The sequence below is a fragment of the Streptomyces sp. NPDC002623 genome (assembly GCF_053592635.1).
In genome coordinates this window covers 26,447-41,751 of record NZ_JBSFWB010000052.1, presented here as the reverse complement: position 1 = coordinate 41,751, position 15,305 = coordinate 26,447, and the positions used below count along the sequence as shown (strand labels likewise).

Here is a 15,305-nt window from a genome sequence, read left to right as displayed (position 1 = left end):
CCGGCCGGTTCAAGGACCCCCTCATGACCACGCTCACTCCCGCGCCCGCAGCGGTGCGCACACCCCCTCCACGTCAGTCCGGCAAGCGTGAAACGGCGCAGAAGTGGCGGCGGCGCCTGCCGCTGCTGCCCGCGTTGGTCTTCACGGTCATCGTGACGCAGCTGCCCTTCGTGGCCACACTGGTCATCTCCACCCTCCGGTGGAACATCCTCAAGCCGGGCGAGAGACACTTCACCGGCCTGTCCAACTACACCTTCGTCTTCACCGACGAGAGGCTGCGCACGGCGGTGCTCAACACCATCGTGCTCACCGCCTCGGTGGTCGTCGTCAGCGTGGCGCTGGGGCTGGGTCTCGCGCTCCTCCTCGACCGCCGCTTCCCCGGCCGGGGCCTGGCCCGCACGCTGCTCATCGCTCCGTTCCTGGTGATGCCCGTCGCGGCCGCGCTGCTGTGGAAGCACGCCATCTACAACCCCGACTACGGCCTCCTCAACGGCACCCTGAACGCCGTGTACCGCCTCTTCGGAGCCGAGAACGGCCCCACCGTCGACTGGGTGTCGAACTCGGCGATGCCCGCCGTCGTCGTCGCGCTGGTGTGGCAGTGGACTCCGTTCATGATGCTCATCCTGCTGGCCGGGCTCCAGGCCCAGCCCGGTGACGTGCTGGAGGCCGCCCGGGTCGACGGCGCCTCGGCGCTGCAGACCTTCCGCCACATCACGCTGCCGCATCTGCGCCAGTACATCGAGCTGGGTGTCCTGCTCGGCACGATCTACGTCGTGCAGACCTTCGACGCGGTCTTCACCATCACCCAGGGCGGCCCCGGCTCGCAGACCACCAACCTGCCCTACGAGATCTATCTGACCATGTTCCGCAAGTACGAGTACGGCGAGGCGGCCGCCGCGGGCGTGGTCGTGGTGCTCGGTTCCATCGTCGTCGCCACGTTCGCCCTGCGCACCATCGCGTCCCTGTTCCGCGAGGAGGTCTCCCGATGACCGCGCACGCGGCAGTCGCCGCCCCCAGGACCGGGCTCAAGAAGTTCCTCCGCCGCAAGGACGACCACGGCGGCCCGCCGCGGCTGACACCGGGGTGGACCTTCGTCGCCTGGCTCGCCACTCTGGCCTTCTTCGCCCCGGTGGCGTGGATGGTGCTGACCAGCTTCCACCAGGAGGCCGACGCCGCCACCAACCCGCCCAGCCTGTTCGCGCCGATCACCCTGGACCAGTACGAGCTGCTGCTGGGCCGGGACATCACCCCGTACCTCCTCAACTCGGCCATGGCGAGCGTGATTTCGACGCTGCTCGTCCTCGCCCTCGCGGTGCCGGCGGCCTACGCGCTGTCCATCAAGCCGGTCGAGAAGTGGACCGACGTGATGTTCTTCTTCCTGTCGACGAAGTTCCTCCCCGCCATCGCGGCGCTGCTGCCGGTGTATCTGATCGTCAAGGACGCCGGGATGCTGGACAACGTCTGGACGCTGATCGTCCTCTACACCGCCATGAACCTGCCGATCGCGGTGTGGATGATGCGCTCCTTCCTCGCCGAGGTCCCCAAGGAGATCCTGGAGGCCGCCGAGGTCGACGGCGCCGGCCTGCCCACCGTGCTGCTGCGGATCGTCGGCCCGGTCGCCATGCCGGGGCTCGCCGCCACCGCGCTGATCTGCTTCATCTTCAGCTGGAACGAGTTCCTCTTCGCCGTGAACCTCACCGCGACCAACGCCTCCACCGCCCCGGTGTTCCTCGTCGGGTTCATCACCAACGAAGGCCTCTTCCTCGCCCGTCTGTGCGCCGCCGCCACCCTGGTGTCCCTGCCCGTCCTCATCGCAGGCTGGGCCGCCCAGGACAAGCTGGTCCGCGGCCTGTCCCTAGGAGCAGTCAAGTGAAAGCCGCCGTCATCGAAGCCCCCGGCAAGGTCACCGTCACCACGGTCCCCGATCCCACCCCCGGGCCGCGAGAGGTCGTCGTGGACGTGGCCGTCTGCGGGCTGTGCGGCACGGACCTGCACATCCTCCAGGGCGAGTTCGCCCCCAGGCTGCCCATCGTCCCCGGCCATGAGTTCGCCGGAGAGGTCGTCGGCATCGGCGCCGAGGTCACCGAGCTCGCCGTCGGCGACCGGGTCGCCGTCGACCCTTCGCTGTACTGCAACGAGTGCCGCTACTGCCGTAACGGCCGCAACAACCTCTGCGACCGGTGGGCGGCGATCGGCGTCACCGTCGCCGGCGGCGCCGCGGAGTACGCCGTGGCCCCTGTCGCCAACTGTGTCCGGCTGCCCGAGCATGTCGACGTGGCGGACGCCGCCCTCATCGAGCCGCTGTCCTGCGCGGTCCGCGGATACGACGTCCTCCATGCCAAGGTGGGAGCGAAGGTACTCATCTACGGCAGCGGCACGATGGGCCTGATGATGCTGGAGCTGGCCAAGCGCACCGGCGCCGCTTCGGTGGACGTCCTCGATCTCAATCCCGAGCGCCTCGCCACGGCCGAGAAGCTGGGCTGTTCGAGGGCGGCTGCCTCGGCGGAGGAGTTCCAGCAGCCCGGCGGCTGGGAGGTGGTGATCGACGCAACCGGCAACGCGGCCGCCATCCAGGACGGCCTGGACCGCGTCGCGAAGGCGGGCACGTTCCTGCAGTTCGGCGTCTCCGACTACGCGACGACGGCGACCATCTCGCCCTACCGCATCTACAACCAGGAGATCACCATCACCGGATCCATGGCCGTCCTGCACAGTTTCGAACGCGCGGCGGACCTCTTCGCCGCCGGAGTGCTCGACCCCCAGGTGTTCATCAGCCACCGTCTGCCGCTGGACGACTACCCGCAGGCACTCGCCCAGTTCGCGGCGGGCCAGGGCCGGAAGATCGTCATAGCGCCCTGACCCAGGCGGCCGGGTTCGGGTTTCCCCACCCGCTGTACTTCACGTCCACTGCGGCCCGTGCTGGTGAGCCGTGTCCGGCACACTCCGGTACGGGCCGCATGCACGCTGCCGCAACCGCCTGCGGCGGGGCGCCCGGCTCACACCCCGTACAGGCGGGCCTCCCGACGGGCGTACGAACGGCGGCCGGACAGCCGCCACAGGACACGGGCGGGCAGTGGCGCCTTGGTGAGGAGCGTTCGCTGCTCTTCGGGAGTCGCTACTGCCATCAACGCGCTGAAGGCGCGCAGCAGATGCTTCTTGTCCAGCTTCGCCAGGCTGATCTCGCCGAGTTCCTCCCATTCGGCGACGCTCAGATGTTCGGCGGCCAAGGGCAGGATGGTGTTCTCCTCCTCGTCCATGTGCGCGTTCAACACCGAGCCCAGTTCGGCGAGTTGCGCCGCCACCTGCGCACAGAGGGGCGGCCGGGGATCGGCGGCCAGCCCGTCCAGCGCGCCCGTCACCTGCGCGAGAAGCTCTTCGAGCCGGTGGTGCTGTTCCTCCATGCGCGCGATCGCCTCGGCCTGCCCCGCCGTCCGTGCCGCGAGCCGGGGCCAGAGGAATTCGTCCTCGCTGACATGGTGGGCTTCCAGACCCATGAGCATGAACCGCACCGCGTCGACGACCAGCGCGGCCCGGGCGATGTCGCCGGGCCGCAGGCCGCGCACCAGATCCGGCAGTTCCGCGCACGATCGACGGAACGTGCGATGCACCACCACCATGTCGTGGACGTCCGGCTTCGAGATGACTGCATCAGACATGGTGCTCCCTAGCCCTTGCTCAGCTGTGCGTGAAAGCGGTGTGCCAGGTCCGTCAGCTCTTCCGCGCTCCGCGCGGTCTGCTGCAGGTCGATGAGGACCTCGTCGGCCCCGGCCGCGTGGGCGGCGAGCAGGTAGTCCGAGACCTGCAGGACCGTGCCCCGGTGCGGAACGGCGTCGCTCGGTGCGGCCTCGGCCGTCACCACGGGGTTCACCCGGACGACCGTGCGCAGGGCGTCGGGGTCACGTCCGGCGGCCTCCGCGATCTGCCGTATCTGGCTGATGACGTACGCCAGTTGGGGCACCGGCAGCGCGACCCCCGCCCAGCCGTCCGCGCGACGGCCGATGCGTTCCAGCGTGGCCGGGGTGAAGCCGCCCAGGAGCACCGGCGGGCGGGGACGCTGTACGGGGAGCGTCTCGAGGTGCGCGCTCGGGATCGCCCACCGGGCCCCCTTGTGCGCGGCCGACGAACCGGACCAGACGTGATCCAGGACGTCCAGGATCTCTTCCAGCCGTGCCCCGCGCCCCCGCCATGGCACACCGATGGCCTCGTACTCGTCGGACGACCAGCCGAGCCCGAACCCGATGTCGAGCCGCCCCTCGCTGAGGATGTCGACGGACGTCAGTGAACGGGCCAGCAGGAGCGGGGAGTAGAAGGGCGCGTTCAGCGTGCTGGTCCCGAGGCGCAACCGTCGGGTGGCGTGAGCCAGGAAGGACAGGGTGACGATGGGGTCCAGGAAGTTGCGGTACTCCTCCGGTACGGGGCCGCCGCCGGGATAGGGGTCACGGGGTTGCGTCGGTACCAACGCCCGGTCGCCCACCCACAGGCTGTCGAAGCCGATGGCTTCGACGTCGGCGGCGAACCCGCTGATCGTGGAGGGGTCGGTGAACAATCCGTACTGGGGAGATCCCAGACCGATCTTGAGCATGTCTGTCACCTGTTGGTCATCTGTTCGAGGAGGTGTTGCGGTCCGTTCTCGGACCACCGTGCCGAACACGGATCGACGTCCGGTCGACGGCGGGTGAAAGCGCTGCTCAGCGCTTCGCCGCCGCTGCCTTCCGCAGTCGATCGCTCACCTCGTACACATGCTGGGCCGCGGAGATGTTCACCTCGGCCCGGTCCGAGCTGAGGGCGGTGAACAAGCGGGCCACTTCCCGGCTGAAGTAGGCCGGGCTGTTCGGATCGTCCTCAGCGCCGGCGACGGCCTCCGACTCGGCGAAGAACTCCACGGCCTCCGGGGTCCGCCCCTGGTCCGCCAGTACGACCGACAGCAGCCGGGCGGACATGAAGGACGTCACGGGGTCGTCACCGGCGCGCGCACGCCGGATCGACTCGCGCAGATCGGTTTCCGCCGCTGTCAGATCACCGCGGATGAAGGCGAGCCAGGCCCGTATGTGCCGGGGCTGCGCCTGCAACGCCGGGTCGTCGCCCAGTTCGGCCGCCGTGACCGCCTGGTCCGTGATGCGTTCCAGTTCCCGCTGATGCGCGGGCCCGGCGAAGAGCCCGCTCGACGCGATCACCGACAGCGCGGCGACGACGATCGGCGAAGCGTCCGGGATGTCGCGCAGCACCCGGGAGAACACCGAGACCAGCAGTGTGTGCTCGGCCAGCAGCCAGGTACGCGCCTCCTCGGCGTCGGCGAACCGCAGTCCGGTCAGTGGCACGGGGAAGAGATGGGTGCTGAGCGAGCCGGCCCGCTCGGTCGCGCTCATGGCCTGGAGCAGGGTGGCGTGGAGGAACATCGTCAGCCGCACCAACGCGGCCTCGCGGTCCGCGACGGGATCCTCGCGATCGGCACGCCGGGCGGCGAAGGCCCGTACCAGATCGTGGAAGCGGTAGCGGTCGGCCGAGTGCGGTTCGAGCAGACCGGCCTCCACCAGATGTTCGAGGTGCTCCTCGGTCTCCTGCTCGGGCCGGTCGAGCAGCACCGCCGCGACGGCGACCGGGAAGTCGGCGGCGTCGAGCAGCGCGCACAGGCGCATCGCCCGGGCCTGGGCGGGGGCGAGGGCCCGGTATCCGACCTGGAAGGTGGCCTCCACCGACATGCCTCCGGCCCGCAACTCGTCGAGCTGGTGCTCCTCGGCGCGCAGGCGCAGCAACTGCGCACCGAGCCCGCGGCCGGGACGGGCCGCCGCCCGCGCGCCGATGATGCGCAGCGCCAACGGCAGCTGCCCGCACGCGTGCACCAGTTCCAGCGCGAGTTCCGGTGCGGCGACGATCTCGGCGTCGCCGGTGAACCGGCCCAGCATGTCCACCGCCTCCTGCTGATCGGGCACCGGTACCTCGAAACGCGTCGCACCCGGCGGTACGAGCGACCGGTGCCGGGTCGTGATCAGCGCGGCATTGCCGGGGGTGCCGGGGAGCAGCGGTGTCACCTGGGCGGTGTCGGACGCGTTGTCCAGGAGCACCAGGGTCCGGCGATCGGCGGTCAGGCTGCGATAGGCCCCGGCGCGGGCGGTGGGCGTCGCGGGGATCTCGGCGGCGGGCATGCCGAGCGCGAGGAGGAAGTCGACCAGTACGTCCGCGGGATCGGCGGGTCGGCCGCCGTCGCCCCGCAGGTCCACATAGAGCTGGCCGTCCGGGTAGTCGCCACGGATGCCGTGGGCGACGCGCAACGCGAGCGCGGTCTTCCCCACGCCGCCGATACCGCTGAGCACGGCGAGCGCGACCGCCTCCCCGCTGGGCCGCAGCGCGAGCCGGAGCCGCTCCCGCAGCCGCTCCCGCCCGACGAAGTCGCCCGGCGCCGGAGGGAGTTGCTGCGGGCGGACGCCGGCCGGGACCTCCTCGACCCGCGTCGTCGTCGCAGACCGGTCGATTCCGTGGGCGGCATCCGATGCGAGGCCCTGCCCTTGGCTGCCCGACGGCGTCGGGGCGTCGCCGGAAGCACCGGCGGCCGTCGTGGCGTCGGCGCGATGTCCCCCGGGACGCGACTCGACAGGCTCGGGCTCGACGGGGTCGGGCTCGGGCTCGGCGCCGCTGAGGATGCGCGCCTGCAACTCACGCAGCTCCGGCCCCGGATCCATGCCCAGCTCGGCGACCATGGTCTCGCGGGCCGCGGCGTAGACCGCGAGGGCCTCCGCCGCCCGCCCGGCGTGGTACAGCGCACGCATGCGCAGCGCGTACAGGTCCTCCCGCAGTGGATGGTCGGCGATCAGCGAGATCAGTTCCATGGCCACGCGGGCGTGCTCACCCAGTTCGTCGGCGCACTCCAACCGCGCCACCTGGGCGTTCAGCCGCAGCTCGACGAACCGTCGGCGGTGCCGCTGGGCGTAGGGGCCGGGTATGCCGGACAGCGGCTCCCCCGACCACAGCGCCAGCGCGGCGTCGAACGCGCGCAGCGCGGGGCCGGTCTGCCGTGCGGCCCGCAGTTCTTCGCCCTCACGGACGAGTCGCTCGAAACGCAGGGCGTCGACCGCCTGCTCCGGGATGTCGAGCTGGTATCCGCCCTGTGTGGTTTCCAGTCGGGAACGATCCTCGCCCAACGAGAGGCGGATGCGGTAGACGTACGTCTGCACCGAGCGCACCGCGTTGCCGGGCGGCTCTTCCCACAGTGCGTCGATGAGGTGGTCGAGGCCGCACTGGCGTCCTTCTCCGAGCAGGAGCCGGACCAGGACCGCACGCTGCAGCGGGCTGCCCGGCTCCAGCTCGCGTCCGTCATGACGGACGCTCAGTGGCCCCAGCAGCCCGAACGCGTACCCTTCCACCGCCGTTACCACTTGACGGAGTCTATTCCAGGGAAATGATCACGGCGGCCGCGTCGTAGGGCCGCTGCACATCGAGCCCCGTGTATTTCTCGAAGGCATTGAGCCGGTTCAGCACGGTGTTGCGGTGGCAGTTCAGAGCGCGGCCGGTGTCCCCGAGGCTGCCTGTTTCGAGATACTTTCGGACCGTTTCGAGGATCTTCGTCCTTTCCAGTTCCGTGCATTTCTCCAGGTACGGGAAGACGATCTGCCCGAGTTCACAGCCGACGTCGGCCAGCAGATGTCGCGTGACGGATATCCAGCGGTCGGCCAGCGTCGCGACACCCGTGCTGTCCATCGGCAGGTCGGTCATGATCTCCCGGGCCGCCGCGGCTGCTTCCCGGACCCGGACGAGTCCTCGCGCCACCGGCGCGACGGCGACCGCCATGTCGGTGAACAATTCCTTCGCCGTGGGCGGGAGCCCGGCCAGGGCGGTCTGCGCGGTCGGCCAGATGAAGAGGGTGTGGTGTCCCATGTCGTAGGTGAGGAAGCTGTCGTCCCGGCGGGTGAGGGCCCGCAGTCTTCTGCGGACGGTGACTCCGTCGTCCCTGGACGTGGCCGCCACACAGAAATGTCCCGTCTTGGGCATGCGGAGAGCTCCGGCGATGCGGTCCAGCGCGGCCCCGGTCGGCCGGGTCGGTCCGAACAGCTGGGACAGATACTGTCGTCGGAGGTCGGCGTCGGCCTGTTCGATCGCCACCTGTTCCGCCAGGTAGTGCTCCTGCACATGGGCCGCGAAGGCGTCCACCGTGGCCCACACCCGTCCGGCGTTGCGCACCAGAAGGGCCGGATCGGCACCGCAGGCAGGGTCCGCCAGGTTGTCCCACAGCACGGTGAAGTCCAGCCTGACGGCACGCAGCAGGCTGTCCAGTGGCACGGCCTGGCGGGCGCGCCGGGTGCCGATCGACTCGGCGATGGAGATCAGCACGTCCGCGGTGCCGTCCGAGCGCAGGCTGTCGAGGATGGCCGTGAAGGACTGGACACTGGCCCGGCGCAGATCCTCCGCCGTCAGTGCGGAGTCGGCGTACGCGGGGTCCGCCATGGTCCGGGCCAGGAACTGCTCGACCATCGCGTCCAGTCGACCGCGCGTCCGCTCGACGACGTCGTCCCATTGCTCCGTGTCGTGGTCGAACACGCGCGTCTCCTTTCCGCCGGTGCGACTTGCCACTCGGCCCCGTGATGTTACGTAGCGGTGGCCCTCGGCGGAAATCGTCGGGCCTCCCTTGTGCAGAGGCCAAATTTTTGGTGCCGCGTACGGTGCAATTTTTCATTGTCCATGCCAACGACCGCTGACACTCTTCCGATGCGCACCGCCAGGTGCCGAGAAAAGGAGGAGCTCGTGGCTGTCGAAACGGACACGCGGTCCACGCATCCCGCCGGCTCCAGCGGCGACCCGTCGGGCTACCAGCAGCGGCTTTCCAACCGGCAGATCCAGATGATCGGCATCGGAGGCGCCATTGGCACCGGCCTCTTTCTGGGTGCCGGCGGTCGACTGGCGTCGGCCGGTCCGGCGCTGGCGATCGTCTATGCTTTCTGCGGAATCTTCGCCTTCTTCATTCTCCGTGCGCTCGGCGAACTGGTGCTGCACCGCCCGAACTCGGGGTCTTTCGTCTCGTACGCTCGTGAGTTCTTCGGGGAAAAGGCCGCCTTCGTGTCCGGGTGGGTGTATTCGATTTCCTGGGCTCTCACCGCGATCGTCGACATCACCGCGGTCGCCACGTACTTCCATTACTGGTCGGCGCTGCGCAGCGTCCCCCAATGGCTGCTGGCGCTCACCGCACTGCTCGTCGTGACCGGCGCGAACCTTGTGTCCGTCCGCTTCTTCGGCGAACTGGAGTTCTGGTTCGCCCTCGTCAAGGTCGCCGCGATCGTCGTCTTCCTCGTGACCGGAGCCGTGATCCTCGCCGCCGGGTTCCCGGTCGACGGGCACGACGCCGGACTCTCCACGGTGGCCGACCACGGAGGCATCCTGCCGAACGGGCTCCTGCCCGCGGTGATCATCGTGCAGGGCGTCGTGTTCGCCTATGCCGGCATCGATCTGATCGGCGTCGCGGCCGGGGAGGCCGAGAACCCCGCCAAGGTGATGCCGCGCGCGGTCAACGCCGTCATCTGGCGCATCGCAGTGTTCTACGTCGGCTCCACGACCCTGCTCGCCCTGCTGCTGCCGTACGACTCCTACCGGGCCGGGGAATCGCCCTTCGTGACGTTCTTCAACAGCATCGGCGTGCCCGGCGCGGGCGGTGCGATGAACCTGGTGGTGCTCACGGCGGCGCTGTCCAGCCTCAACGCCGGCCTGTACTCGACCGGCCGCATCTACCGCTCGATGTCCCGCTCCGGGACCGCTCCCCGGTTCATGGGCAGCCTCAGCCGTCAGGGGGTGCCCTACGGGGGCGTCCTGTTCACCTCCGTCCTGGCACTGCTCGGCGTCGGCCTCAACGCCCTCGTCCCGGAGCGGGCTTTCGAGATCGCCATCAACGCGACCGCCCTGGCGATCCTCTGCACCTGGGCGACCATCGTGCTGTGTCAGCTGCGGCTGTACCGCTGGTCACAGCAGGGCAGGGTGAGCCGCCCCGCGTTCCGCCTCTTCGGCGCCCCCTGGACCTCGTACCTGACCCTGCTGTTCCTGTGCGGGGTCCTCGTCCTGATGCTGTTCGACTACCCCGTGGGGACGTTCACCGTCGGGACACTGCTCGTCATCGTCCCCATGCTCGTCGTCGGCTGGTTCGGGGTGCGCGGCCGGGTCCTCGCCCTCGCGGCCGACCGCCGCCCCGCCGGGTCCGAGACCGGCCCGGCTCCCCAGTGAGACCCGCTGTTTCCCCCACCGTCCCGTCCCGAGGAGAACTCCCCCATGACCACTGAGCGAACCGACGCCCGCACCACGGTGGGCGGCGCCACCGACTCCGAACTGTTCCTGCGGGACTTCCGCTCGCTGAGCCGGATCGGCGAGACGCCCGGCGGCGGTGTCGACCGCCAGGCCGCCACCACCGCCGACGCCCAGTCGCGGGCGTGGTTCACCGCCCTGCTGAGCCAGTACGGGTTCGCGGTGGAGGTCGACGCGATCGGCAACGTCTTCGGGCTGCTGGAGTGGAACCCGGGAGCGCCGTACGTCCTGGTCGGCTCCCACCTGGACAGCCAGCCCCTGGCCGGCAGGTTCGACGGAGCCTACGGCGTCGCGGCGGCGCTGCATGCGGGTCGGAGGCTCGCCTCGGACCACGCTCCCGGGCACCCGCCGAAGTACAACCTGGCCGTCGTGGACTGGTTCAACGAGGAGGGGTCGCGGTTCGCCCCGTCCATGATGGGCAGCTCCGTCTACACCGGGAAGATGACGGCCTCGGAGGCCCTGGCCACCCGAGATGTGGACGGCGTGACGGTCGCGCAGGCGCTCACCGCCATCGGGCACACCGGTACCGGAAGCGGCCCGGTGCCCGCCGCTTGCGCAGAGATCCACATCGAGCAGGGCCGTTCCCTGGAGGACTCCGGCACCACGATCGGGCTCGTCCACTCCTGCTGGGCGGCGGAGAAGTTCACCGTCACCGTGCACGGCGAGCAGGCGCACACCGGGTCCACCGTCATCGCCGACCGCCGGGACGCAGTGCTCGGGGCCTCCCGGCTGGTGGTGCTGCTGCGCGAGCTGGCCGACCGTTACCCCGCCGGCGTCCTGCACACCTCGGTGGGCCAGTTCACGGTCCTGCCCAACTCCCCTGTCGTCGTCGCCCGCAGGGTCGACCTGACCATGGACCTGCGTTCGGCGGACGAGGAGGTCCTCGCGGAGGCCAAGCAGCTCCTGGAGAACGGCATCAAGCTGATCGAGGACGAGGTCGACGTCCGTATCGAGGTGCGCGGTGCGCACGCCTGGGGCGTCCGGCCGTACCCGCCCGCCGGTGTCGACCTGGCCCGCGAGTGCGCCGACTCCCTCGGACTCACCAGCAGGCCCGTCCACACACTGGCCGGACACGACTCCATCAACATGAACGACGTCGTCCCGACCGTGATGCTGTTCGTCCCGAGCGTCGAGGGCGTCAGCCACAACGAGGGCGAGTACACCGGCGACGCCGACCTGTGCGCCGGAGTCGACGTGCTCACCGAGGTCGTACGACGGCTGTGCGAAGGCGCTCTCGATGACACCCGCTGAGCCTGCCCGTCTGCGGGTGGGAATCCTGCAGGCCACCGGGGTCGTCGGAGACCCGCACCACAACCTCGCGGCCCTGGAGAAGGCGGCGCACACCGCCCGGTCACGTGGTGCGCAACTCCTGGTGACACCGGAGCTGTTCGTCAGCGGCTACGACCCCGTGGCCGTCGCCGACGACGACGGCCACGAGCAGCGGCGGTCGCTCGCGGGCATCGCGCGGGCGGCCGGGCTGGCGCTGGTCGCCTCGACCGTCGACCGCCGGCACGGCGAACGATTCGTCAGCGCGTCGCTCTTCGACGGCGACGGATCGGAACTGACCAGGTATCGCAAGGCGCACCTGTTCGGCCCGGCGGAGCACGCGGTGTTCACGCCCGGCGGGGAACAACCCCGGGTCGTCCCCCTGCACGGCGTGCGCGTCGCGCTCGGCCTCTGCTTCGACGTGGAGTTCCCTGAGTTCACCCGCGCGGTGGCGCGATCCGGCGCCGAGCTGCTGTGCGTGCCCACGGCCGTGCCGCTGCGCCCGTCCGCGGACGGGCGGCCGGCGCCGTTCGACACGCGTCTCGTGCCCGCCATGGTGGTCCCCACCCGGGCGTTGGAGAGCCAGCTCTTCATCGCCTACGCCAACCACGCCGGACCCGGCTTCGCGGGGCTGAGCTGCCTCAGCGACCCCTACGGGCGGCGCGTCGCCGCCGGCGAGAGCGACGAGGAGCTGGTGGTGGCCGACCTGGACCGCCGCACCCTGCTCGACGCCCGCCGCGACACCGACTACCTCTCCTCCTCCCTCTCCTCGCTCATCTGACCCGCGCCGGAACACACCCCGGCACGAGCCCTTCAGGACATCACGTGAACACGCCTTCGCGCGGGGTCAGCATGCTGATCCCCGACTTCCCCTTCCCCTACGACGAGTACCTGGCCCACCCCGACGGCCTGGGCTCGCTCCCGGCCGAGCAGCACGGCAAGGAAGTCGCCGTCATCGGCGCCGGCATGTCCGGACTCGTCGCCGCGTACGAGCTGATGAAGCTGGGCCTGAAGCCGGTCGTGTACGAGTCCGCCCAGCTCGGCGGCAGACTGCGCGGCGCCCGTCAGCCGGGCACCGACCACCCCGTCGCCGACCTCGGCGGGATGCGGTTCCCCCGCTCGGCACGGGCGTTCTTCCACTACGTCGACCTGCTCGGCCTCGACACCAAGCCGTTCCCCAACCCACTCACCGCGGCCTCCGACAGCACGGTGATCGAGATAGCGGGCCGCAGGCACTACGCGGAGTCGACCGCCGACCTGCCGCAGATGTTCCACGACGTGGGCGCCGCGTGGCGGGACTGTCTGGAGGAGCGGGCCCACTTCGGCGCGATGCAGCGGGCCATCGCGGACCGCGACCACGCCACGGTCAAGAAGCTCTGGAACGAACTGGTCCCGCTCTTCGACGACGTGTCCTTCTCCCACTACCTGGCCACGTCGAAGGCGTTCTCGTCGTTGCCGTTCGAGTACCGCGAGGCCTTCGGACTCGTCGGGTTCGGCACGGGCGGCTGGGACACCAACTTCCCCGACTCGATGCTCGAGATCCTGCGGGTGGTGTACGTCAACGCCGAGGACGACCAGCAGCGCATCCTCGGCGGCGCGCAGCTCCTGCCCCAACGCCTGTGGCAACACGCCCCCGAGGGGCTCGCGCACTGGCCGGCCGGCACCAGCCTGGCCTCGCTGCACGGGGGCGCGCCCCGCGGCGCGGTCAAGCGGATCCGGCGCGCCGACGGGCCCGGCGACAGCATCGAGGTCACCGACCGGTGGGGCCGGACGTCGGCCTACCCGGCGGTCATCGCCACCTGCCAGTCCTGGCTGCTGTCGGCCCGTATCGACACCGACGAATCGCTGTTCAGCCACCGGTTGTGGACGGCGATCGAGCGCACCCACTACATGCAGTCCTCGAAGACGTTCGTGGTGGTCGACCGCCCCTTCTGGAAGGACGTCGACCCCGGGACCGGCCGGCACGTGCTGAGCACGACGCTGACGGACCGGCTGACCCGCGGCACGTACCTGCTGGACAACGGCCCGGACGAGCCCGCGCTGATCTGTCTGTCGTACACCTGGAACGACGACGCGCTGAAGTGGCTGCCGCTGGACGTCGAGGAACGCGTACGGCTGATGCTGCACTCCCTCAAGCAGATCTACCCGAACGTCGACATCGCCTCGCACATCATCGGCGATCCCGTCACGATCTCCTGGGAGGACGACCCGAACTTCATGGGCGCCTTCAGCGACAACCTGCCCGGCCACTACCGCTACCAGGAGCGCCTCTACACCCACTTCATGCAGGACGGCTTCGACCCGGCCCACCGCGGCATCTACCTCGCCGGGGACGACGTGTCGTGGACGGGGGGCTGGGCCGAGGGCGCCGTCACGACGGGCCTGAACGCGGTGTGGGGCGTGCTGACCCAACTCGGCGGGAAGACCACGGCCGACAATCCCGGACCGGGCGACCGCTTCGAGGAACTCCGGCCGATCAGGCTGCCCTAGAGGTCGACGGCAGATCGCCGCGGCGGCGGCTGAAGGCGATGCAGTCGGGTTTCGGCACGGGTACGGACGCGCCGGTGTCCGTGAGTCGGCCCGACCGTGGTTCGACGCTGAAGACGTTCACCGTGTTGCTCGCCTGGTTGGCGACGAACAGCCATCTCCCGCCGGGATGAAGGGAGAAGCTCCACGGCGTGAGTCCCGCACAGGGGATGCGCTGCACCAGGGTGAGCAGGCCGGTCCTTCGGTCCGTCGAGAGGACGAGCAGGGTGTTCTCGCCGCGGTTGGAGGTGTAGACGAAGCGGCCGTCGCGGCTGATGCCCAGTTCGGCGGCGCTTGTGGTGCCGCTGTGTCCGGGGGCGTCGGTCGACAGGCTCTGCCGGTGGGCCAGCACGCCGTCTTCGGGGTTCCAGTGCAGGGTCTGGATGTCTGCGGTCAGCTCGTTCAGCAGGTAGAGGGTTCTGCCGCTCGGGTGGAAGGCCACGCGCCGTGGGCCCGACCCCGGCGCGGTCGCGTAGGTGCGCGGGCCGTCGGGCGTGCCCGGGGACAGCGTGCGGGTGGCCCGGTCGAAGCGGTGGACGAAGACCCGGTCGGCGCCGAAGTCCGGGACCAGCGCGAACCTGCCGGTCGGGTCGGTGACCACGTGGTGGGCGTGCGGACCCTGCTGCCGTGGATGGGGACCGGAACCGGTGTCCTGCACCCGGGACGCCACAGCCCCGAGTCCGCCGTCCGCGCCGATCGGGACGGACACGGCGGTGCCGGCGGCGAAGTCCGCGGCCAGGAGCGTTTGCGAGCGAACGTCGACTCCCATGTACGCCAGGCCGCCGCCCGTCGGCGGGTCCTGCGTCTCGATCTCGCCGAACTGCTGAATCGCGCCGGAGGCCTCGTCGATGCGGAAGACGCGGATGATCCCGCCCGGTTCACTGCCTGCGACGTACAGGACCGCCTTCGTCGGGTGTGCGACCACCCAGTGCGAGCTGGCCTGTCCCACGGGCCCGAGCTGCGTCATGGTCCCGTGGACGGGGTCGAAGCGGAGCGCGTGCACCTGGCCGACGCCCCAGGTACCGATGTACAGAAGGTCGCCGGCCCCGCTCGACGTGGCCTCGGCCGGCGCGGCGGCTAACAGCGGCACCCCCGCCACGGCCGACACCGTCATGGCCCCGAGCAGCGTTCTGCGGGACGGCGGCCTGGCCGTCGAGCGGGGTGGAACGGTGGGCGGAACGTGCGGGTCATTGCTCATCGAGCGGACCTTTCCTTCCTTCTTCGTCATGCGTCCTGCG

12 protein-coding genes are annotated in these 15,305 nt (G+C 70.3%); 7 read left to right on the top strand and 5 right to left on the bottom strand.

The features are described from left to right. The first annotated feature begins 23 nt into the window (after nucleotides 1-23). From ACWD4O_RS44570 to ACWD4O_RS44560, 3 genes are read left to right on the top strand one after another with little or no spacing between them, the layout of a single operon-like run. On the top strand, nucleotides 24-989 hold the full coding sequence (locus ACWD4O_RS44570) for a carbohydrate ABC transporter permease (protein ID WP_451288776.1): 966 nt from the start codon (nucleotides 24-26) through the stop codon (nucleotides 987-989). After that, nucleotides 986-1,873: a carbohydrate ABC transporter permease gene (locus ACWD4O_RS44565; protein ID WP_451288775.1), complete on the top strand. Its 888-nt coding sequence runs from the start codon at nucleotides 986-988 to the stop codon at nucleotides 1,871-1,873. The genes ACWD4O_RS44570 and ACWD4O_RS44565 overlap by 4 nt, the downstream gene beginning before the upstream one ends. Further along, on the top strand, nucleotides 1,870-2,859 hold the full coding sequence (locus tag ACWD4O_RS44560) for a zinc-dependent alcohol dehydrogenase family protein (protein WP_451288774.1): 990 nt from the start codon (nucleotides 1,870-1,872) through the stop codon (nucleotides 2,857-2,859). Before ACWD4O_RS44565 ends, ACWD4O_RS44560 begins: the two co-directional genes overlap by 4 nt. A 137-nt stretch (nucleotides 2,860-2,996) precedes the next feature. On the opposite strand, the gene ACWD4O_RS44555 is transcribed toward ACWD4O_RS44560, so the two are convergent. The 4 genes from ACWD4O_RS44555 to ACWD4O_RS44540 form a co-directional block, all read right to left on the bottom strand. Beyond that, a complete protein-coding gene (locus ACWD4O_RS44555) occupies nucleotides 2,997-3,656 on the bottom strand; it encodes a hemerythrin domain-containing protein (RefSeq protein WP_451288773.1) in 660 nt (219 codons plus the stop codon). A gap of 8 nt (nucleotides 3,657-3,664) precedes the next feature. Beyond that, complete coding sequence (locus ACWD4O_RS44550; protein WP_451288772.1) at nucleotides 3,665-4,582, bottom strand: TIGR03619 family F420-dependent LLM class oxidoreductase; 918 nt, start codon at nucleotides 4,580-4,582, stop codon at nucleotides 3,665-3,667. 106 nt (nucleotides 4,583-4,688) lie between these two features. Then, entirely contained in the window at nucleotides 4,689-7,370 is a 2,682-nt protein-coding gene (locus tag ACWD4O_RS44545) for a BTAD domain-containing putative transcriptional regulator (protein ID WP_451288771.1), read from the bottom strand. A gap of 10 nt (nucleotides 7,371-7,380) precedes the next feature. Beyond that, nucleotides 7,381-8,529: a helix-turn-helix domain-containing protein gene (locus ACWD4O_RS44540; protein ID WP_451288770.1), complete on the bottom strand. Its 1,149-nt coding sequence runs from the start codon at nucleotides 8,527-8,529 to the stop codon at nucleotides 7,381-7,383. Nucleotides 8,530-8,733: 204 nt separating this feature from the next. Here ACWD4O_RS44540 and ACWD4O_RS44535 point away from each other — a divergent pair, with 204 nt between their 5' ends. The 4 genes from ACWD4O_RS44535 to ACWD4O_RS44520 all read left to right on the top strand — a co-directional run bounded on the left by ACWD4O_RS44535 (nucleotide 8,734) and on the right by ACWD4O_RS44520 (nucleotide 14,031). Beyond that, entirely contained in the window at nucleotides 8,734-10,197 is a 1,464-nt protein-coding gene (locus tag ACWD4O_RS44535) for an amino acid permease (protein ID WP_451288769.1), read from the top strand. Between the two features lie 45 nt (nucleotides 10,198-10,242). Further along, entirely contained in the window at nucleotides 10,243-11,526 is a 1,284-nt protein-coding gene (locus ACWD4O_RS44530) for a M20 family metallo-hydrolase (RefSeq protein WP_451288768.1), read from the top strand. Then, a complete protein-coding gene (locus tag ACWD4O_RS44525) occupies nucleotides 11,513-12,322 on the top strand; it encodes a nitrilase-related carbon-nitrogen hydrolase (protein ID WP_451288767.1) in 810 nt (269 codons plus the stop codon). Before ACWD4O_RS44530 ends, ACWD4O_RS44525 begins: the two co-directional genes overlap by 14 nt. A 71-nt stretch (nucleotides 12,323-12,393) precedes the next feature. Then, the gene (locus ACWD4O_RS44520; RefSeq protein ID WP_451288787.1) at nucleotides 12,394-14,031 is read left to right on the top strand and encodes a flavin monoamine oxidase family protein; all 1,638 of its coding nucleotides are present in this window, start codon (nucleotides 12,394-12,396) and stop codon (nucleotides 14,029-14,031) included. On the opposite strand, the gene ACWD4O_RS44515 is transcribed toward ACWD4O_RS44520, so the two are convergent. Then, a complete protein-coding gene (locus ACWD4O_RS44515; RefSeq protein WP_451288766.1) occupies nucleotides 14,018-15,295 on the bottom strand; it encodes a lactonase family protein in 1,278 nt (425 codons plus the stop codon). The genes ACWD4O_RS44520 and ACWD4O_RS44515 overlap by 14 nt on opposite strands. Nucleotides 15,296-15,305 lie beyond the last annotated feature (10 nt).